Genomic DNA, 19,478 nt, shown 5'->3' with positions numbered 1-19,478 from the left:
GCTATCCCTCGAAGCCGTCCAGCCGGTAAACGCGATAGGTTTCAGGCCCTCGGGTCGGGCGATTGCGCTGGACCGGTGGCTGCGGCTCCACCGTGGCGAACCGCCCGGACAGCCGCGCGGGCGTGGTGTTGCGGGTGACATAGAGAACGGGCCGGTCGCCGATCCGGGCCGGGTCGCTCACCAGTTCATAATGGTCGCTGGCCCGCTCGCCGCTGCGCAGTTTCACCCATTCCGGCTGCGGTCGCACATAGAACAGCAGCTCGGCGATCACCGCGCGATCGTCGGCGGTCAGCATGGCGCCCGGCATCGCGGCGATCCGGTCCGCCACCGCCGCGCCCATCGCCCGCCAGCCGCGCAGCCGGCTCCAGGGATCGAAGCCCAGGGCGGGGGCGATGGCAGCGCCGTGCATCATCGCCACCGCCACCACCAAATGCAGCGCGAAGGACAGGCCCAGCCACCGGGCATGACCTCGGCGCAACAGGAACCCCACCACCAGAACCGTGGCGGCGATATAGGCAACCGCCGCCCAGTTGGCATGGGCGCGCGAAACCAGCGCCTGGGCCAGCATCAGCACCAGCACCGGGAATGAGAACGCGGCCAGGACCCGCTCCTCCGCGCGCAACCGGCGCCAGCCGACCAGCGCCCAACAGAAGACGAGCAGCAGGATCGGCCCCATCACGCCGAACTGGGCGCCCGCGAATTCCGCCAGCTTGCCGGGCTTCAGGGTCGGCCCGGCCCAGTGGGCATTGTCGGCGGTGTGGCTGAAACTCGCCAGTTCGTGCGTCGCGTTCCACCAGACATTCGGCAGGAACAGCAACAGCCCCAGCCCCAGCCCCAGCCACAGGCCCGGCCGGCGCAGCAGCCCGCGCATTTCCGGCACCAGCACCAGCGCCACCGGCAGGCACAGCAGCCAGTAGGCCATGGCATACTTGCTCATCAGCCCGGCGCCGAAGGCCAGGCCGAAGCCGATCCACCAGCGCCCGCCTTCGCGCCAGTAGCGGAACCAGCACAGCAGTGCCGCCGCCCAGCACAACAACAGCGGCACGTCGGTGGAGGCGAGCCCTGCCGACAGGCTCACCGCCGGCAGGGTGGCGAGCGTGATCGCCGTCCAGGCGGCCGCGCGGCGGTCATAGACCAACCCCGCCACGGCGGCACCCAGGCCGGCCGTCACCGCATAGCAGAGCGGCATAAACAGGCGCACGCCGAATTCCGTATCGCCGGCCAGCGCCGTCGATACGGCGACGAGCCAGGCGATCACCGGCGGTTTCGAATAATAGCCGAGCGCGGGATGCTTGGCCCAGAACCAGTATTGCGCCTCGTCGAAAAACAGGTCGAGGTCGCTCAACCCCAGCGCCGCAATGCGCCAGACGGTAAGGGTCAGCACAAAGACGGCGGCGAGGGCTAGGGGGTGGCGGCGCCAAAGGGCGAGCATGCGGGCGTCCGATCCGGAGACCTTGAGCGGGGCGGGCAATGCCGGCAGGCCGAACCGGCCCACCGAACCGCCGCCGTCTTACGCGTCCGGTCGCGGCGCGTCCAGCAGGGCGGAACCCCAGACCCGGCCCGGTCCCGGCTGTTGCACGATCACGGCCACGCCCCAACCGGCATCGCCTTGCGACGGAACCGCGGCTTCCAGCGTGCGTGCGCGTCCGTCGAACCGACCCAGACTGACCCGCTCGCGCGCGACCTGAAAATTGGCGAGCCGCCGGCCGCCATTCTCGCCGCGCTGAACCGCGGTTTCGCGCCGGCGGTCGAAGCGGACCAGCCAAATCTCGGCACCGGCCGCTTCGGCCGCGTCGGGCAGGACGATCTGCAACCGGTTGTCGGGCATCCAGCGCAGCACCGGCGTCGCCGGGTGCAGGCCGCGGGACGCCGCGGCAATCTCTGCCCGAACCTGCCCCTCGTTCGACCCGACCACATGAGTCCGACCGTCAATTACAATTTGCGGGGTATAAATCCGGCCGGCACTGACGGTTTCGCCATAGCCGTACTGGCGGCGGGTGCCCCAGGCGGTGGCGAACGGGTCGGGCCAGCCCAGTCGATCCCAGTAGGTCACGTGATAGCCAAGGGCGACAACGCCCTTTTCCCCGGCCAGGCGGCCCAGCAACCGGTCCGCCGGCGGACAGGACGAGCAGCCTTGCGACGTGAACAACTCGACCAGCACCGGCCCATCGGGCAGCACCGCGGGGCTGCGGGCGGACGCATCGAAGGTCATGGCGGCAGCGATACCGGACAACGCCAGCAACACGGCCAGGATCGGAGAGGTGACAACTCGCATTCCGGCTAGGTAACGGGCGCTCATCCTTTAGACAAGCGACAGCCGTCACACATTTTCGTCAAGTCTCCGACCCGCGGCCGCTCACCGCTCGTCTTGATGCGGCGAAGAGGGGATCTGAAAAATCTGGCCCGGATAGATCAGGTCCGGGTCGCGGATCTGGCCATGGTTCGCCTCGAAAATGCGGACATACTGGAACCCGTCGCCATAAATCCGCTCGGCCAGCCGCCACAGGCTGTTGCCGGGCTGGACCACCAGACTATCCGGTTTCGGCAGGTCTTCCGTGTTTTCCGCCTTGGCGAACGGCAACGCCACCATCGCCGTCGCCTTGCCATTCCCGTCGATTTCCTCGGCCTCAAGCTGATACTGACCGGCGGCGACCGGCCGGTCCGGTTGGAGGCGCCAATGCCCCTCCGCATCCGCCCGGGCCCGGCCCATCGACACGCCGTTCAGGCGGACACGCACCGAATTGCCCGGCGTGGCCGAGCCCTCCAGCACCACCTCGCCCCGGTCATCGTATTCCACCCGCGCCACCGACAACTTGCCGGATTGGGGACGGTTCGGGTCCGGTTCGGCCGCGGCCGCCCTAATCGCCTCGGGAATGGAGGCGGGCACGGCGGCGGACGGACCCCGGGCACTCGCAGGCACCGCAGCCGCCACCGTCGTATCGGCGGGCGCCGGCCCGAGCCGGCCGTGAGAGCGGGCATCGTTCCGGTCGGCCTGACCAGCCGCCAAATCGCCGCCGCCCGGCTTCGGAATCGGTTCCGGCGCCGCATCGGGCCGGGACGGGCCGGAGGCCAGCGTCGTAGCGGTGTCATCGCCCTGGCCGGACGACGGAGTGGTCTTTCCGACGGCGACGGTCCATGTGGGAGCGGCCGCAACACCGGCCGACGGTGTCCGCACTGCCCTTTGCGCAAGCGCCGCCTCGGCTCCCGGCGGCGGGTCGCTACCGACAACGACGCGCGCCTCCAGCTCCGGATTTTTGAATTCCCAGTCCGGATTCCATGATCCGATCGTCGCCGCCGCACCGACCGCCATCGCCACGACGACATAGGCCGCGACTTCTACTCGCACGGCATTCCGTACCCTTTCCCTTGCTTTTACCTTTGTATAGCAGAAGGCAGGCGCCGGTTCGCAACCCTAACCGGCGCTATCGTATCCGGACCTCTGCCGCTACGATACCATGGCAAGGAGAGCCCGCCGGAATGACCCGCACCGCCATCTGTGTGTTCTGTGGCTCACGTCACGGCACATTGCCCGCTTATCGCGATCTCGCCATCCGCGTTGGCCGTGGCCTCGCCGAACGCGGGGCGGGGCTCGTCTATGGCGGCGGAGCGTTGGGGCTGATGGGCGTCGTCAGCGACAGCGTGCTGGCGGCCGGCGGCCATGTGACCGGTATCATTCCCCACTTCCTGCGCCATGCCGAACGGCAGCACGACCGGCTGTCGCGCCTGATCGTGACCGACGACATGTTTCAGCGCAAACAGGCCATGTTCGACCTCTCCGATGGGTTTCTGGCTCTGCCCGGCGGCATCGGCACCCTGGACGAAGTGCTGGAAGTGCTGACCTGGCGCCACCTCGCACAAGTCGACAAGCCGTTGGTATTGCTGGATGAAGGCAATTTCTGGGATCCGTTCATGGCCGCGCTGGAGCACGCCATCGCCCACGGCTTTGCCAGCGAAGGCATCCGCAATCTCTACCGGCTGGAACACCGCCTGGACGACGCCTTCCAGGTGCTGGGCCTGGATTAGGCCGGCCGGTTCGCCGCAGTCGCACTGAACGAAAGACGCATGACGCTCCGTCCTCTTGCGTCGGCCGCAGCGGCTGATACGGTCCGGCCGCAACAGGCAAGAGCATCGGCTGTTCGAACGGTCCACCGGTCGGACGACGACCGCTCGCGAATTACAGAGTGACAGCAGCGCCATCCGATTCCCGAAATCGGGCGCCGCGCCAGCGCCTCCACCGGAGCCCATCGACCATGGCCAAGATCACCGTCAAATCCCCGGTCGTCGAACTCGACGGCGACGAAATGACCCGGATCATCTGGGACTTCATCAAGCAGAAGCTGATCCTGCCCTATCTGGACATCGACCTGAAATACTACGACCTGTCGATCCAGAAGCGCGACGAGACCAGCGACCAGATCACGGTGGACGCGGCCAACGCGATCAAGGAATACGGCGTCGGCGTGAAATGCGCGACCATCACGCCGGACGAGGCGCGGGTGGCGGAATTCAACCTGAAACAAATGTGGCGCTCGCCGAACGGCACCATCCGCAACATTCTGGGCGGCACCGTCTTCCGCGAGCCGATCATCTGCCGGAACGTGCCCCGCCTGGTGCCGGGTTGGACCCAGCCCATCGTCATCGGCCGCCACGCCTTCGGCGACCAGTATCGGGCCACCGATTTCGTCGTGCCCGGCGCCGGCAAGCTCACCATGCGCTTCCAGCCCGCCAATGGCGGCCCGGCCATCGAGCGCGAGGTGTTCGACTTCCAGGCGGGTGGCGTCGCCATGGCCATGTACAACCTGGACGAATCCATCCGCGGCTTCGCGCGGGCCTGCTTCAATTACGGCCTGCAACGCAATTACCCGGTCTATCTGTCCACCAAGAACACGATCCTCAAAGGCTATGACGGCCGCTTCAAGGACCTGTTCGAGGAAGTGTTCAACGCCGAGTTCAAACGCCAGTTCGACGACCGGCGCCTGACCTACCAGCACCGGTTGATCGACGACATGGTGGCCTGCTGCCTGAAATGGGAGGGTGGCTATGTCTGGGCCTGCAAGAACTATGACGGCGACGTGCAGTCCGACACCGTGGCCCAGGGCTATGGCTCGCTGGGGCTGATGACCAGCGTGCTCTTGACCCCCGACGGCAACACGGTCGAGGCCGAGGCTGCGCACGGCACGGTCACGCGCCACTACCGCATGCACCAGCAGGGCAAGGAAACCTCCACCAACCCGATCGCCTCGATCTTCGCCTGGACCCGCGCGCTGAAATACCGGGGCCAGATGGACAACACGCCGGATGTGGAGCAGTTCGCGGCGGCGCTGGAAGAGGTCTGCGTCGCCAGCGTCGAAGGCGGCGCCATGACCAAGGATCTGGCCATCCTGGTGGGGCCGGAACAGGACTGGATGACCACCCAGGAATTCCTGGCAACGCTGGATCGAAACCTCCAGAAAAAACTGGCCTGACCCACCCGGTCTTTGGCGAAACCGACGGCGGCCCTGCTTGTGGACCGTCGCAGCCGGTGCCAGGATGCGGCCTGCCGCCGAAACGGCGCGCCGAACGATCCACCGGAGGACCCGCCAGACCATGACCAACTGCGTGCACGACCACCGCCACTGGGCCGACACATGGGGCCAGGGCGACCAGTTGGGCGCCGGTGCCCTGCTGACGCCCGCCAACACGCTGCAGGCCCTGCGCGAGGTGCAGCGGGGCGAGGTCTGGGACCTGTCGTTCGAAACGCAGATGGGCGCGCCCGCCATGGCGCCGGCGCAAACCCCCTTCATCCTGAGCGCGTCTTCGACCGCCCGCAACTCGGCCCGGCGCCGCCGCGCCATGGGGGCGACCAACGACGCCGGCTCCAACCTGGAGCGGATCGAGATGACCACCCATGTGGGCACCCACATGGACGCGCTCGGCCATTTCTCCATCGGCGAACATCTCTATGGCGGCTATTCCGTCGATGACACGGTCGACGACTGGGGTCTGGTCAACCTGGGCATCGAGCACTGCCCGCCGATCATCACCCGCGCCGTGCTGCTGAACGTGGCCGACGCCGACGGCGAGGCCTTTCTCGGCTCCGGCCGGGCGGTAGGACCGGACGACCTGAAGCGGGCGCTGGACAAGGCCAAGACGGCGCTCCGCCCCGGCGACGTGGCGTTCGTGCGCACCGGCTGGGGCCGGTTCTTCATGACCGACAACGCCAAATATCTTTCCGGCGAACCGGGGCTGAACACCGCGGCGGCACACTGGCTGACCGAGCAGGACGTGGTCGCCATCGGCGCCGACAACATGGCCGTGGAGGTGCTGCCGGCCGAAAACCACCCGGAAATCCTGATGCCGGTGCATCAGCACTGTCTGGCCGAGGCCGGGGTCTATCTGGTGGAGAACCTGGCCCTGGACGGCCTGGCCGCAGCGGGAATTTCCACCTTCTGCCTCAGCATGGTGCCGATCAAGTTCAAGGGCGCGACCGGCTCGCCGGTGCGGCCAGTGGCGATCGTCTGATTGCGGACGGCAATTGGGTTTGGGTCTCGGCCCTTCCCGCCGCGGTGCGAGCGTCCATCCCTCCTTCTCCCGCGCAGGCAGGAGCCCAGGCCTGAGCGGGAGCGAGACTCGAAGCAGTGGGTGGCGGCCTTCAAGGCGCGCCGCCTCAGGCAGAAACCACCGGGTGACTCATGACCCCCGGAGGTGGCGGAGCTGCTATCCGGGGCCGGTCGCAGCATGCGAACACGGCCGGCGGCGGTCTTCGGATGAAGACAGCGGTCCCGGCCCTCGCCTCCGGCTCGGCCGGGAAACAGCCCCCGTCAGCGCCAAGTCTCGCCGACCTGGCCGCGATGGCGCAACAGGTGGTCGGCCAGGACCAAGGCCGTCATCGCCTCGCCCACCGGCACGGCGCGGATGCCGACGCAGGGGTCATGCCGGCCTTTGGTGCGCACCTCCACCGGCTCACCTGTCACCGTGACGCTCGGCTGCGGAATCAGCAGCGAGCTGGTGGGCTTCACCGCAAAGCGCGCCACCAACGGCTGGCCAGGAGGAATGCCGCCCAGCACGCCGCCCGCGTGATTGGTCTCGAAGCGCGGCTCCGGAGCCGTTGCCGGGATAGAGACGGTCGTGCGCGTCCTCGCCCCGGAGCGCGGCCGACGCGAAACCGTCGCCGATCTCTACCCCCTTGACCGCGTTGATGCTCATCAGGGCCGCAGCCAGGTCGCTGTCCAGCTTGCCATAGATCGGCTCGCCCAGGCCCGGCGGCACGCCATCGGCCACCACCTCGATCACCGCGCCCAGGGACGAGCCGGCCTTGCGCACCGCATCCAGGGTCTGAGCCCAGCGGGCAGCGGCGGCGCCATCGGGGCAGAAGAAGGGGTTGCGGTCGACCTCGGCCCAGTCCCAGGCGGCGCGGTCGATCGCGTCGCCACCCATGGCCACCAACGCACCGCGCACCCGGCAGGCCATCCGAGCAGGTGCCGCAACACCGCCTCCGCCACCGCGCCGGCAGCAACCCGCATCGCCGTCTCGCGCGCCGACGAGCGGCCGCCGCCGCGATAGTCGCGGATGCCGTATTTGGCCTGGTAGGTGTAATCCGCATGACCCGGCCGGTAGCGGTCGAGAATCTCGCCATAGTCGCGGCTGCGCTGGTCGGTGTTCTCGATCACCATGCCGATGGAGGTGCCGGTGGTCACGCCCTCGAACACGCCGGAGAGGATTTTCACCCGATCCGGCTCCTGCCGCTGGGTGGTGAATCGGCTCTGGCCTGGCCGGCGCCGGTCGAGCCGCGCCTGCACCTGGGCCTCGGTCAGCGGCACGCGCGGCGGCACGCCATCGACGACACAGCCAATGGCGGGCCCGTGGCTTTCGCCCCAGGTGGTGAAGCGGAAGCAGTGACCGAAGCTGTTGAAGCTCATGCGGGTGGGCTTACTTCTCTTTGCCGTTACTTTTCTTTGAACGTCGACAACAGGTCGGCGGTGTCCTGGGAGCGGTGCGGGTGCATCATGCCGACGACATGATAGCCGCAGTCGACATGGTGGGTCTCACCGGAAACACCGGCGCCCAGGTCGCTCAACAGATAGAGCGCGCTGCCGCCCACATCCTGCAAGGTGACGTTGCGTTGCAGCGGCGCGTTGAACTCGTTCCACTTCAGGATATAGCGGAAATCGCCGATGCCGGAGGCGGCCAGCGTCCGCGCCGGACCGGCGGAGATGGCGTTGACGCGAATGTTGTCGCGGCCCAGATCCATGGCCAGATAGCGCACGCTCGCCTCCAGCGCCGCCTTGGCCACGCCCATGACGTTGTAATGGGGCATGACCCGTTCGGCGCCGTAATAGGTCAGCGTCACCAGCGAGCCGCCGTTCGGCATCATCGCGCTGGCGCGGCGGGCCACGTCGGTGAAGGAAAAGCACGAAATATCCATGGTCATCAGGAAATTCTCGCGCGTGGTGTCCGCATAGCGGCCCTTCAACTGGTCCTTGTCGCTGAAGGCAATGGCGTGGACGACGAAATCCAGACTGCCCCAGGTCTCGCCCAGCGTCGCGAACAGCGCGTCCAGGCTGGCGTCGTCCGTCACATCCGCCGGCAACACCAGATTGCTGCCCACTGATTCCGCCAGCGGCCGCACGCGCTTTTCCAACGCCTCGCCCTGGTAGGTAAACGCCAGGCTCGCCCCATGCGCGGCCAGCGTCTGGGCGATCCCCAGGCCAGCGAGCGATCGTTGGCGACGCCCATGATCAGCCCGCGCTTGCCGGCCATGAGGTTCGACTGCAATTCCATCGTGACTCCTACGACTTGCGCCTATAGGCAAGGCCCGAACCGAACGCCATGCAAAGGGTTGGCCTTCCGCACATATCCCAATACACAAGGGCTGGCGGAAGCACATGCCGTCCGGGGCGACCCCGGTGCTTCCCCTTTGTTTATGCGGCAGCACGGAGAGAGACGCAATGGCGCTATCGCCTCGCACCCTCGGCTGGATCGGCCAGCCGTCCACCCGCCAGCAACTGGTGGCGTTCGTCCGGCTGGTGGTACACCGCTTCGTGACCGACCGCGGTTTGCAGACCGCGTCGGCGCTCACCTACACCACGCTGCTGAGCCTGATTCCCCTGTTGGTGGTGTTTCTGGCCATCCTGTCCGCCTTCGGCACGTTCGAGGACATGCGAGAGACGGTGAAACACGCGGTGCTGGACGTGTTGCTGCCGACCTCGCAGGCGGAGGTCGCGGCCCAGATCGACCGGTTCCTGGGCAATGCCGGCAAGCTCACCGCCACCGGCCTGGCCGGCATCGGCGTGACGGCGATCATGCTGCTGTTCACCATCGAAGGCACGTTTAACCGCATCTGGCGGGTGGCAAGCCCGCGGTCCATAGCGCTCCGCATTCTGCGCTTCTGGTCGGTGCTGACGCTCGGGCCGCTGCTGCTGGGTGCGAGCCTGTCGCTCACCAGCTATTTTTTCGCGGTCTCGGACGACGATCTGGTCATGAGCGTCGCGCGCGAACTGAGCCGCCTGCTGCCGCTGGCCCTGCAATGGGTTGCCTTCAGCCTGCTTTATGTCGTCATTCCCCACACCCGCGTCCGGCTGCGCCACGCCGCCATCGGCGGCGCGCTGGCGGCGGTGCTGTTCGAAATACTGAAGCTGGGTTTTGCCGTATATGTCGACAATGCCGACAACTATCAGGTGATCTATGGGGCGCTGGCCACCATCCCGATCTTCCTGATGTGGCTCTACGCCTCCTGGACCGTGATCCTGATCGGCGCCGAGGTCACGGCGGCGCTGCCGCAATGGCGACGCGATCTCTCACGCGACCAAGCCGTCGCCCGGTCGGCCGCCGGCCGGCTCGAAGCCGCTTTGGTGCTGCTGGAACGGCTTTGGGGCCTGGCGGGCAATGGCGGCAGCATCGCCCGCGATTCCGCGGAGGCGCTGGAGGCCGCCTGGGCCGGCAACGTCCTGGACGCCCTGATCTCCGCCGGTTTCGTGGCCGAAACCGCCGACGGCCATTTGCTGCTGGGGCGGGATCTGGCGCGCACGCCGGTCCTGGCCCTGTGGCGGACGCTGGACCTCGGCACACCCGATCTGGACCCTGACACGGCGATTCTGGCAGACCTGCGCGCGACGGAAGCGGAAGCCCTGCAACAGCCGCTCTCCAGCCTCCTCGCCGACCGGTTGGCCGCTCAGTCGGCCTTGGCGGACTGAGCCTGACGCTCGCGCAGGAAGCGGTTCAGCGCCGGGTCTTTCGGATTGGCCAGCACGATGCGCAGCGTCACATACTGGTCGCCCGCCTCGACATTGCGCCGCGCCGGCACACCCTTGCCGCGCAAACGCAGGCGCGCGCCGGTGTTCGAGCCCGGCGGGACTCGCATGGTCACCGGGCCGTCGATGGTCGGCACCGTCACCCGGTCGCCCAGCACCGCCTGGTGCAGGTCCACCGCCAGTTCGGCCAGAATGTCGTTGCCGTCGCGGCGAAACACCGGGTGATCCTCCACCGCCACCGTCACGATGACGTCGCCGGCTTCGCCGCCGCGCCCGCTGCGCCCCTGATGCGGCAGGCGAAGCTGGGTGCCGGTCTCCGTTCCGGCGGGGATGCGCAGGTCGATCTCGCGCCCGGACGGCAACTGCACCCGCTGGGTGCCGCCCTTGACCGCCACCAGAAACGGTACGTCCAGCGACACCCGGACCGGCTCCGGCCGCCCGCCGCGTTCCTGGCCTCCGCGTTCCTGGCGCGCATCGTCTTGCGGGCCGCGCCGCTGCCAGCCGCTGCGCCTGGCGCCCTGGCCGAACATGCCGAAAATCTGCTCGAACAGATCGTCCCCGTCTGGCGGCACGCCGCCACGGCGAAACTGGAACCCGTCATCGCCGAACCCGGTCCGGCCGTGCGTGCCAAAGCCGCCGGCGCCGGCGAAACCCGCCGCGCCCTCGCGTTCGCCGCGATCATAGGCAGCCCGGCGCTCCGGGTCGGTCAGCACGTCGTAGGCGTCCGTGACCTCCTGAAAGCGGCGGGCCACATCCGGCCGGTCGGGGTTGAGGTCCGGGTGCAACTGTTTCGCCAGCTTGCGGTAGGCACGCTTGATCTCGTCCGCCGAAGCGGTGCGCGCCACGCCCAGAGCCTGATACGGGTCTTTCATCGAGCTGTCGTTACTCCATCCCTGCGGTCAGCTGACAATGCGCCAATTGCCTTCCGCGTCACGACAGGCCCTACCATACGCCTGTTGCTTTTTCCCTGCCACGGTGACGGTGGTCGTGTATTCCCGACACGGCTGACCGTTCTCGTCGGTATAGGTGCTGGTCGGCGTGGTGGTGCCGTAATTGCCATTGTCCGGGTTGCGCCAGGTCGCCGTGTTGCCGGTCGGGTAATCTTCCAGCGCCGTTTGCGTGTTGCGCGCGGCCCGGTCCCGGTCCTGCTCGTCGAGCGCGGCGCCCAACTGGTTGCCCGCCAGCGCGCCGATGGCGGCGCCGGCGATGATCGCGGCGGTCTTGCCCGAGCCCGAACCGATGGTCGAACCGATGAGGCCGCCCGCAACACCGCCCAGCACCGTGCCGGCGGTCTGTTTCTCGTTGCCGCTCTCGCATGCCGCGAGCGCCAGGGGAATGGCTATCACCACTGCAAAGCGCCGCATTTTCATCATCCTCTAGTCCGCCCTCTTACCGTTGCAGGCGCCCCGCAAGGCGCCCTGTGTCAAAGAACCTTCCTCCAAATAGGAAGCATTCGGCCTATTTGCTATGGTGCCAATCAACGAACCGCAAATGTGGCAATATTGCAATGGACGCATCGACCGACCCCATCCGCCAGTTCGAAACCTGGCTCGCCGACGCCGAAAAAACCGAGCCGAACGATGCCAATGCGATGTCGGTGGCAACCGTCACCGCAGACGGCCAGCCATCGGTGCGCATCCTGCTGCTGAAAGGGGTGGAGGACGGGGCGTTCCAGTTCTTCACCAACTATCAGAGCCGCAAGGGCCGTGAGTTGGAAACCGGTCGGGCCGCCCTGTGCTTCCACTGGAAGACGCTACGCCGGCAGGTACGGGTGGTGGGCACGGTGGAGAAACTGCCGCCGGACGCCTCGGACGCGTATTTCGCGACGCGCGAACGGGGCAGCCAGATCGGCGCCCATGCCTCGCAACAATCGCAGCCGCTGGCCTCGCGCGAGGCGCTGGTGCAGGCGGTCTCGGATGTGGAAGCCCACTATGACGGAAAGGCCGTGCCACGGCCGGCGCATTGGGGCGGCTACCGGCTGGTGCCGGCGGAAATCGAGTTCTGGATGGATCAGCCCTTCCGACTGCACGACCGTTTCCGGTTCACCCGGGCCGGCGCTGGCTGGCAAGTGCAGCGGCTGTTTCCGTAAGGGCCTCGCCCAAAAGACGGCGTTTGGAGCGCGGCAACCCCGTGCTCCAAACGCAGCAATCGCGCAAACGGACCCGTTTGCGCGACCGACTCTTCGAAGACCCGGACCCGCCGCAGAGCGGTTCGACCCCGAAATCGGGGAACCGCTTGCCTGCGGGATCCGGCAACCGCCGTCAGGCGGCTTATTTCATCTTCTGCTCTTTGAACACCACGTGCTTGCGCGCGACGGGGTCGAACTTCTTGAATTCGAGCTTTTCCGGCTTGGTGCGCGGGTTCTTCTTCGCAACATAGAAATAGCCGGTGTCGGCGGTGCTCACCAACTTGACCAGAACGGTGGCGGGTTTGGCCATAACGGGACTTCCTCGTCAGCAAAACAAGGGACGCTTGTTAGCCGCTCTTCCCGCCGCGGTCAAGAGCCTGCCAATCGGAGGCATCCTGCGCCACGTCTCACAGGGTAGCGTGCGATGCCGTTCCGGCGGCCGTGGTGCCCGGCGCCGGGCGCAAGGCGCGGCGATAAAGAGCGGGATGCCGCAACAGGTTCTTGGCCAGTTCCATATCCCGGGCCTCGTCCGCCGGCCCCGCCGGACAGGCCGCTCGCAACGTCGCTGCCAGCGCCGGATCGACATGGTTGTAGCGCTGCCAGCGAGGTGCCTGCATGGCATAGTCATCGAGCCGGGCCGCAATCGGTTCCGCATTGCCGTTTTTGTTCGCCGCCGCGGTGCAGACCGTCGGCAGCACGCCCAGGCCGTCCAGAATATAGCCCGACGGGGCGTGCAATCGCGACCAGGTGATGACGAGTTCGCCGCCGTTCGGCAGGCGCGCCAGATTCTGCACCGAGCCCTTGCCATGGGTGACGGTCCCCACCACCACGGCACGGCCCCGGTCCTGGAGCGACGCCGCCAGCATTTCGGCCGAGGACGCCGAACCGCCATTCGTCAACAGCACGATCGGCAGGCCGGCGGCGATCCGATGCCGGTCGGCGATGAAGACGCTGCTGGCGGCGGGGTGTCGGCCGAACGTGCTGATGACCACACCGCTGTCCAGAAAGAGGTCGGCGGTCAGCACCGCCTGATCCAACAATCCGCCGGGATTGTCGCGAAGATCGAGGATCAACCCGCGCACCCTCCCGATCGGAAGCTGCCGGTACTGCCGTTCCAGATCGCGCGTGGTATTGCGGTTGAAACTGCTGATGCGGATCACCGCCAGATTGCCATCCAGTCGGGTGTGGACCGTGACCGGCACCACATGGGCCCGTCGCACTTTCACTTGCAGGATTCGCGGCGGTGGGCGCGGTTGCCCCGGAACCGGGCGCCGCAGGTCCAGCACCGCCAGGCTGCCGGCCGGACCGCGCAACCGCTCGATCACTGCGGTTGAATCAAGGCCGGCCAACGGATGGCCGTCCACATGGGTGATGACGTCGCCGACCTCCAAGCCGCCGCCCTGGGCCGGTGTTCCCTCCATCACTTCGACCACGCGGGTCACGCCGTCGACGGTCTGGATGGAGATGCCGAGCCCGTCAAACCCCTCGCGGGCGGCCCGTTGCTGTGCCGCGGCCTCGGCGCTGGCATAGCGCGAAAACGGGTCGAGCAAAGCGAGGGCCCCGTCGAACACCTCCTGATAGATCGCTTCGGCCGGCTCGGCGCGCAATCCCGGCTCCACTGCGGCGGCCCGTTCGATCGCATCCGCCGTCACCCGGGCCCAACCCTTGGCATCGTGCCGATCCGGGCGGGCGAATTCGGCCAGCTTGGCGCCCTGCGCCATCAACACGACCTTCGTGCCGACGACCTGCAGCCGCAGGCTTGGATCGTTCTGCGTCGCCAAAAGTTGCTTCAAACCGGCCATTGCCAAGGGTCCGATCGCCACCGGCTCGATATAGCGGTCCTGGATATGCCCATACGCATCAGCGAACAAACGCTGCGCCGTCGTCTCCCCATAGGCGTCGGAGGGAATATTCGGCCGGCTCGCACAACCCGACAACAGGATGGCGACGACGGCAAACAACCCAAAGGCGAACGCGCACCAAGCAACGCCCCTGCGTATGGCCTGCACGGGTGCGCGAATAACGGCGTCAAGAAGCATGGTGGCGACTGTAGCATCGGCGCCTGATGGCGACCAGCGGAATGCAGTCCTTTGTTCTGCGGCACATCATAAACTTAAAGTGAACGGAAACCACCCGTTCGCAAAGCCGGCGCGACCGGGAGGTTCAGCGTGGGCTATGCCGCCCCCGTCGCGCGGCTTTGCCGCGCCGCTTGCCCGGTGCCCGCATACCGGGGCGCCGTACCGGCGCCGCCACCGCGGCCGCAAAGATCAGGCCGCCGCTGATCGGCTCGGCTTCCCGCAGGATGACTTCCAGCGCATCGCCCAGGCGAAATTCCAATCCGGTGTTGCGCCCGATCAACAGGTGGCGGCCAGGATCGTGCTCCCAATAATCGTCCGGCAGCAGGGCGCGCGGCACCAAGCCTTCGGCCCCGACCGCATCGATGCGCACGAACACGCCGGCCTTGTGCAGGCCGGTGATGCGAGCCTCGAAGGTCTCGCCGATATGATCGGCCATCCAGGCCGCGGCAAACCGCTCCTGCACCTGGCGCTCGGCGGCGGCGGCGCGGCGCTCGGTCATGGAGATGTGCTCGGCCACCCGGTCGAGCCGCTCGTGCTCCTCCTGCGGCAACCCACCGTCGCCCAGGCCCAGCGTGGCGATCAGCGAGCGGTGCACGATCAGGTCGGAATAGCGGCGGATCGGCGAGGTGAAATGGGCGTAGCGCGCCAGCGCAAGGCCGAAATGGCCGATATTTTCCGGATGGTAGATTGCCTGGCTCTGCGCCCGCAGCACCAGTTCGGAGACGAGTGCGGCAAAGGGCGTTCCCTCCGCCTTGCGCACCAGGTCAGTGAACTGGCGCGGCCGAGTGATGGCCGACGCGCTGGCCTTGATACCCATTTCCGACAGTACGCCCGTCAGCGATTCGACCCGAAGCGGGTCTGGCTTGTCGTGGACACGGAACAGGCAGGGGGCTTGCCGGTCGATCAGGGTTTCGGCAGCGGCGACGTTGGCCGCGATCATGAAATCCTCGATCAGCCGGTGGCTGTCGAGCCGCTCGCGCTGGGTCACGGAGCGGATGCGCCGGCGGCGCTCGTCCATCTCGACAATCCATTCCGCCAGTTCCAACTCCAGCGGGCCGCGGTGGGCGCGCGCCTTTGCCAGCACCGCATAGGCGGCGTAGAGCGGCTTCAGCACCGGCTCCAGCAGCGGGCCGCAGCGGTCGTTCGGTTCGCCATCAACGGCCGCCTGCACCTCCTCATAGATCAGGCGGGCGGCCGAGCGCATCAAACCACGCACGAAACGGTGGCCGCGTTTGATGCCGTCGGCATCGAAGTCCATGACCGCCGCCATGCAGGCCCGGTCCTCGCCGGGACGCAGCGAGCAGAGGTCGTTGGAAAGCGCCTCCGGCAGCATCGGCACGACGCGGTCGGGGAAGTAGACGCTGTTGCCCCGGCTCTCCGCCTCCCGGTCCAGGGCCGAACCCGGACGCACATACCAGGCGACATCGGCAATGGCGACGGTGATGCGCCAGCCGCCGTCCGGCAGCGGCTCGGCATGGACGGCGTCGTCGAAATCGCGGGCGTCGGCGCCGTCGATGGTGACCAGCGGGATATGACGCAGATCCTCGCGCCCGCCGGCCAGATCGACCGGCCGCGCCGCCTTCGCCTCGGCCACCGCTTCCGGCGGGAAATCGCAGGGAATGTCATGCTCGGCGATGGCCAGCGCGCTGATGGCGTTCGGCTCATCCCAATGACCCAGGGTTTCCGCAATCCGCGCGGCGGGCACGGAGCGGCGGCCCGGCTTGGCCGTGGCCCAGACGATGGTGCCGGCCGGCGGCAGTTCACCGGTGGCGGTCTCGATGCGGTATTCGTTGCGGTCGCGCTTGTCGGCGGCGCGCAGAAAACGGGCGCCCCCGTGCTCGGCCACCACCGCCAGGAAGCGCTGTGGGCCGGCTTTCAGATGTCGGATCGGCTCGGCGCGGTAGCTGTTCTCGCCCCGCTTTGCCAGCCGCGCCAGCACCTGTGAGCCGACGGCCAGATCGCGGGTGCCGCGGTCGGAAGCGTAGAACAGGATTTCCGGCGGCGGGCCATTGCTGCGCCAGTTGTGCGGTACCGCCACCAGGTCGCCGTCGCCGGACAGACGCACCACCTCGACCACGGCGACGCCGGGCAGGGCGCCGGGCACGCCGACCCGCTTGCCGTGTTCCCGCTCGATCAGGCCTTCGGCTTCCAACTCCCGCAGCAGTTGTTTCAGTTCGATCCGCGCCGCGCCCTTCAGCTTGAAGGCGCGGGCCAGATCGCGCTTGTCGAGCACCCGTCCGCTTTCGCGCAGATAGGCCAGCAGTTCGTCGCGGGTCGGGGCGGTGTTGGGTGCTGTCACGCGTCCTTGTCTTCCGGGATGGTGTCTTCCGGTGCGGCCGACTTGGCCGGCGCCTTTTTCCGGGCCGCCGGCTTGGCCGCCGCGGCGGTCTTGGTGGTCTTCTTGGCCGCGGGCTTTTTGGTTGAGGCCTTTTTCGCCGTAGCCTTTTTCGCCGGGGCCTTTTTCTTTGCCGCCGGCTTGGCGTCGGCGCCTTCGGTCTTGGCGGCGGCCTTGCCCTTGGCCTTGCTGCCCTTGCCGGCCCGCTCCGCCTTGGCGGCGACCAGAACCAGGGCGTCTTCCAGGGTCATGGTGTCCGGGTCGTTGGCCTTGCGCAGCGAGGCCATGACGCTGCCATGCTTCACATAAGGGCCGAAGCGGCCGCGATTCAAGGTCACCGGCTTGCCATCATCCGGGTGCTCGCCGAGTTCGCGCAACACGCCGCTGCCACCGCTCTTGCTTTCCGCCAGCAGCGTGACGGCCCGGTTCAGGCCGATGCTCAGAACGTCGTCGTCGCCCTTCAGCGAGACGTATTTCTTGTCGTGAGCGATATAGGGGCCGTAGCGGCCAATGGCGGCCGTGATCGGCTGGCCGGTTTCCGGATGCAGCCCCACCTCGCGCGGCAGCGAAAGCAGCGCCAGCGCCATGGCGAGGTCCACCGAATCCGGCGGCGTGCCGCGCAACAGCGAGGCGCGCTTCGGCTTCTTATTTTCCTCGCTCGCCTCGCCCAGCTGGACATAGAGGCCATAGGGGCCCTTGCGCAGGCTGACCTCCAGGCTGCTGTCGGGGTCGACGCCCAGCACCTTCGGCAGCGCCATGCCGTCGTCCTCGCCCGGCACCGCCAGGGGGCGGGTATAGGCGCAGTTCGGATAGTTGGAGCAGCCGATGAACGCGCCGGTGCGCGACAACCGCAGCCCCAGCCGCCCGTCGCCGCAGGCCGGGCAGGCGCGCGGCTCGGTGCCGTCCTCGTTCGGGGGGAAGAAGTGGCGGCCCAGTTCCTCGTCCAGCACATCGATGACCTGGCGGATGGTCAGGTCCTTGGTCTCCTCCACCCGCTGGAAAAAGGCTTCCCAGAACTCGCGCAGCAATTGCCGCCAGTCGCGATCGCCGTTGGAGACGTCGTCCAGCGACTGTTCCAGGTCGGCGGTGAAGTCGTATTCGACATAGCGGTGGAAGAAGTTTTCCAGGAACGCCGTCACCAGCCGGCCGCGGTCCTCCGCCTTGAAGCGACGGCGGTCGAGGGTGACGTATTGCCGATCCTGCAACACCTGAAGGATGCTGGCATAGGTGGAGGGACGGCCAATGCCGAGTTCCTCCAGCTTCTTCACCAGGCTCGCCTCGGTGAAGCGAGGCGGCGGCTGGGTAAAGTGCTGTTCCGGCGTGACCGTCTCCGCCTTCACCGCCTCGCCTTCGGCCATCGGCGGCAGCAGGCGACCTTCGCTATCCTTGTCGTCGGTGGGATCGTCCACGTCTTCCTGATAGAGGGTCAGGAAGCCGTCGAACCGGATCGTGGTGCCGACGGCGCGCAGGCCGGCCTGCCGGTCGGCGGTCTCGATATCGACGGTGACCTGGTCCAGAACCGCATTCGCCATCTGGCTGGCCAGCGTGCGCTTCCATACCAGTTCGTAAAGCGCCAGTTGTTGCGGCTCCAGCACACCGCGCAGGCTGGACGGATCGCGGGCCATGTCGGTCGGGCGGATGGCCTCGTGCGCTTCCTGCGCGTTCTTGGTTTTGTTTTGGAAGCGCCGCGGCGCATCCGGCAGGTAGGGTGCGGGATAACGGCCGCGGATCAGGTCGCGCGCCTGACCCAGCGCCTCGTTCGAGAGATTGACGCTGTCGGTCCGCATATAGGTGATGAGGCCCGCGGTCTCGCCGCCGATCTCCACGCCCTCATAGAGCCGCTGCGCGATGCGCATGGTCTGGCTGGCGGAAAAGCGCAGCTTGCGGCTCGCCTCCTGCTGCAGCGTCGAGGTGGTAAATGGCGGCGGCGGATTGCGGCGGACCTGGCGCTTTTCGACCTTGGCGATACTCAGACTGGCGCCCTGGACCGCGGCAACGATCTCGTCCGCCATGGCCTTGGTCGTGATGCCCAGCCGGTCCAGCCGCTTGCCCTGCCACTGACTGACCCGGGCCGTAAAAGGCTTGCCGGCGGCCGTCAGGCAGGCGGCTTCGATGGACCAGTATTCCTGGGGAACGAAACGCTCGATCTCGTTCTCGCGCTCGCAGACCAGCCGCAGTGCCACCGATTGCACCCGTCCCGCCGAGCGCGAGCCCGGCAGCTTGCGCCACAGAATCGGGGACAGGGTAAAGCCCACCAGATAATCCAACGCCCGCCGGGCCAGATAGGCCTCCACCATTTCCTGGTTCAGGTCGCGCGGATTGTCGATGGCATCCAGCACCGCGGATTTGGTGATCTCGTGGAACACCACCCGCTCCACATGGCGCGAGCCCAGCGCCCGGCGGCGGGCCAGTTCTTCCTTCACGTGCCAGGAAATGGCCTCCCCCTCGCGGTCGGGGTCGGTGGCCAGGATCAGACTGTCGGCGCTTTTCAGCGCCCGCGCGATTTCCTTGATGCGTTTATCGCCGTCCGGGTCCACGTCCCAGTCCATGGCGAAATCTTCATCCGGACGGACGGACCCGTCTTTCGGTGGCAAATCGCGGACATGGCCGTAGGAGGCCAGCACCTTATATTCGCTACCCAGATATTTGTTGATGGTCTTGGCCTTGGCCGGCGATTCGACGACAACGACTTTCAAAGCGCACCCTAA

General features: G+C 67.3%; 14 protein-coding genes and 2 pseudogenes. 5 read left to right on the top strand and 11 right to left on the bottom strand.

All coding sequences use genetic code 11. The features are described 5' to 3' along the window. Window position 1 precedes the first annotated feature (1 nt). The 3 genes from H6844_01220 to H6844_01210 form a co-directional block, all read right to left on the bottom strand. Complete coding sequence (locus H6844_01220) at window positions 2-1,432, bottom strand: glycosyltransferase family 39 protein (GenBank protein ID MCB9928026.1); 1,431 nt, start codon at window positions 1,430-1,432, stop codon at window positions 2-4. 78 nt (window positions 1,433-1,510) lie between these two features. Next, window positions 1,511-2,275: a DUF1223 domain-containing protein gene (locus tag H6844_01215; protein ID MCB9928025.1), complete on the bottom strand. Its 765-nt coding sequence runs from the start codon at window positions 2,273-2,275 to the stop codon at window positions 1,511-1,513. Window positions 2,276-2,356: 81 nt separating this feature from the next. Next, entirely contained in the window at window positions 2,357-3,346 is a 990-nt protein-coding gene (locus tag H6844_01210; GenBank protein ID MCB9928024.1) for a LysM peptidoglycan-binding domain-containing protein, read from the bottom strand. Window positions 3,347-3,477: 131 nt separating this feature from the next. Between H6844_01210 and H6844_01205 the strand changes: the two genes are divergently transcribed. The 3 genes from H6844_01205 to H6844_01195 all read left to right on the top strand — a co-directional run bounded on the left by H6844_01205 (window position 3,478) and on the right by H6844_01195 (window position 6,501). Beyond that, the gene (locus H6844_01205; GenBank protein ID MCB9928023.1) at window positions 3,478-4,023 is read left to right on the top strand and encodes a TIGR00730 family Rossman fold protein; all 546 of its coding nucleotides are present in this window, start codon (window positions 3,478-3,480) and stop codon (window positions 4,021-4,023) included. Between the two features lie 227 nt (window positions 4,024-4,250). After that, window positions 4,251-5,465 (top strand): NADP-dependent isocitrate dehydrogenase, encoded by a 1,215-nt coding sequence (locus H6844_01200; protein ID MCB9928022.1) that lies wholly within the window; start codon window positions 4,251-4,253, stop codon window positions 5,463-5,465. A 121-nt stretch (window positions 5,466-5,586) separates the two neighbouring features. Continuing rightward, complete coding sequence (locus H6844_01195) at window positions 5,587-6,501, top strand: cyclase family protein (protein MCB9928021.1); 915 nt, start codon at window positions 5,587-5,589, stop codon at window positions 6,499-6,501. Window positions 6,502-6,800: 299 nt separating this feature from the next. Here H6844_01195 and aroC read toward each other — a convergent pair. Then, window positions 6,801-7,898: pseudogene (aroC, locus tag H6844_01190) on the bottom strand (chorismate synthase). Between the two features lie 26 nt (window positions 7,899-7,924). After that, a pseudogene (gene fabI / locus H6844_01185) lies at window positions 7,925-8,760 on the bottom strand (enoyl-ACP reductase FabI). Between the two features lie 167 nt (window positions 8,761-8,927). On the opposite strand from fabI, the gene H6844_01180 reads away from it, so the two are divergent. Further along, window positions 8,928-10,172, top strand: coding sequence for a YihY family inner membrane protein (locus tag H6844_01180; GenBank protein ID MCB9928020.1), 1,245 nt, complete (start codon window positions 8,928-8,930; stop codon window positions 10,170-10,172). Here the strand turns inward: H6844_01180 and H6844_01175 are convergent. After that, window positions 10,151-11,101 (bottom strand): J domain-containing protein, encoded by a 951-nt coding sequence (locus tag H6844_01175; GenBank protein MCB9928019.1) that lies wholly within the window; start codon window positions 11,099-11,101, stop codon window positions 10,151-10,153. The genes H6844_01180 and H6844_01175 overlap by 22 nt on opposite strands. Before the next feature lie 27 nt (window positions 11,102-11,128). Next, the gene (locus H6844_01170; protein ID MCB9928018.1) at window positions 11,129-11,593 is read right to left on the bottom strand and encodes a glycine zipper 2TM domain-containing protein; all 465 of its coding nucleotides are present in this window, start codon (window positions 11,591-11,593) and stop codon (window positions 11,129-11,131) included. Between the two features lie 143 nt (window positions 11,594-11,736). Between H6844_01170 and pdxH the strand changes: the two genes are divergently transcribed. After that, window positions 11,737-12,318, top strand: coding sequence for a pyridoxamine 5'-phosphate oxidase (gene pdxH, locus H6844_01165; protein ID MCB9928017.1), 582 nt, complete (start codon window positions 11,737-11,739; stop codon window positions 12,316-12,318). 181 nt (window positions 12,319-12,499) lie between these two features. Here pdxH and rpmG read toward each other — a convergent pair whose 3' ends face one another. The 4 genes from rpmG to topA all read right to left on the bottom strand — a co-directional run bounded on the left by rpmG (window position 12,500) and on the right by topA (window position 19,466). Further along, a complete protein-coding gene (rpmG, locus tag H6844_01160) occupies window positions 12,500-12,667 on the bottom strand; it encodes a 50S ribosomal protein L33 (protein MCB9928016.1) in 168 nt (55 codons plus the stop codon). A gap of 97 nt (window positions 12,668-12,764) precedes the next feature. Continuing rightward, window positions 12,765-14,159: a PDZ domain-containing protein gene (locus tag H6844_01155; GenBank protein ID MCB9928015.1), complete on the bottom strand. Its 1,395-nt coding sequence runs from the start codon at window positions 14,157-14,159 to the stop codon at window positions 12,765-12,767. A gap of 361 nt (window positions 14,160-14,520) precedes the next feature. Then, window positions 14,521-16,734 carry a ribonuclease R gene (rnr, locus tag H6844_01150; GenBank protein MCB9928014.1) on the bottom strand — a complete coding sequence of 738 codons (2,214 nt, stop codon included), beginning with the start codon at window positions 16,732-16,734 and terminating at the stop codon, window positions 14,521-14,523. Then, window positions 16,731-19,466, bottom strand: coding sequence for a type I DNA topoisomerase (topA, locus tag H6844_01145; protein ID MCB9928013.1), 2,736 nt, complete (start codon window positions 19,464-19,466; stop codon window positions 16,731-16,733). Before topA ends, rnr begins: the two co-directional genes overlap by 4 nt. Window positions 19,467-19,478: the final 12 nt, after the last annotated feature.

Source organism: Alphaproteobacteria bacterium (assembly GCA_020638555.1).
Classification (GTDB): domain Bacteria; phylum Pseudomonadota; class Alphaproteobacteria; order Bin95; family Bin95; genus JACKII01.
This window is presented reverse-complemented; position numbering and strand designations above follow the sequence as displayed.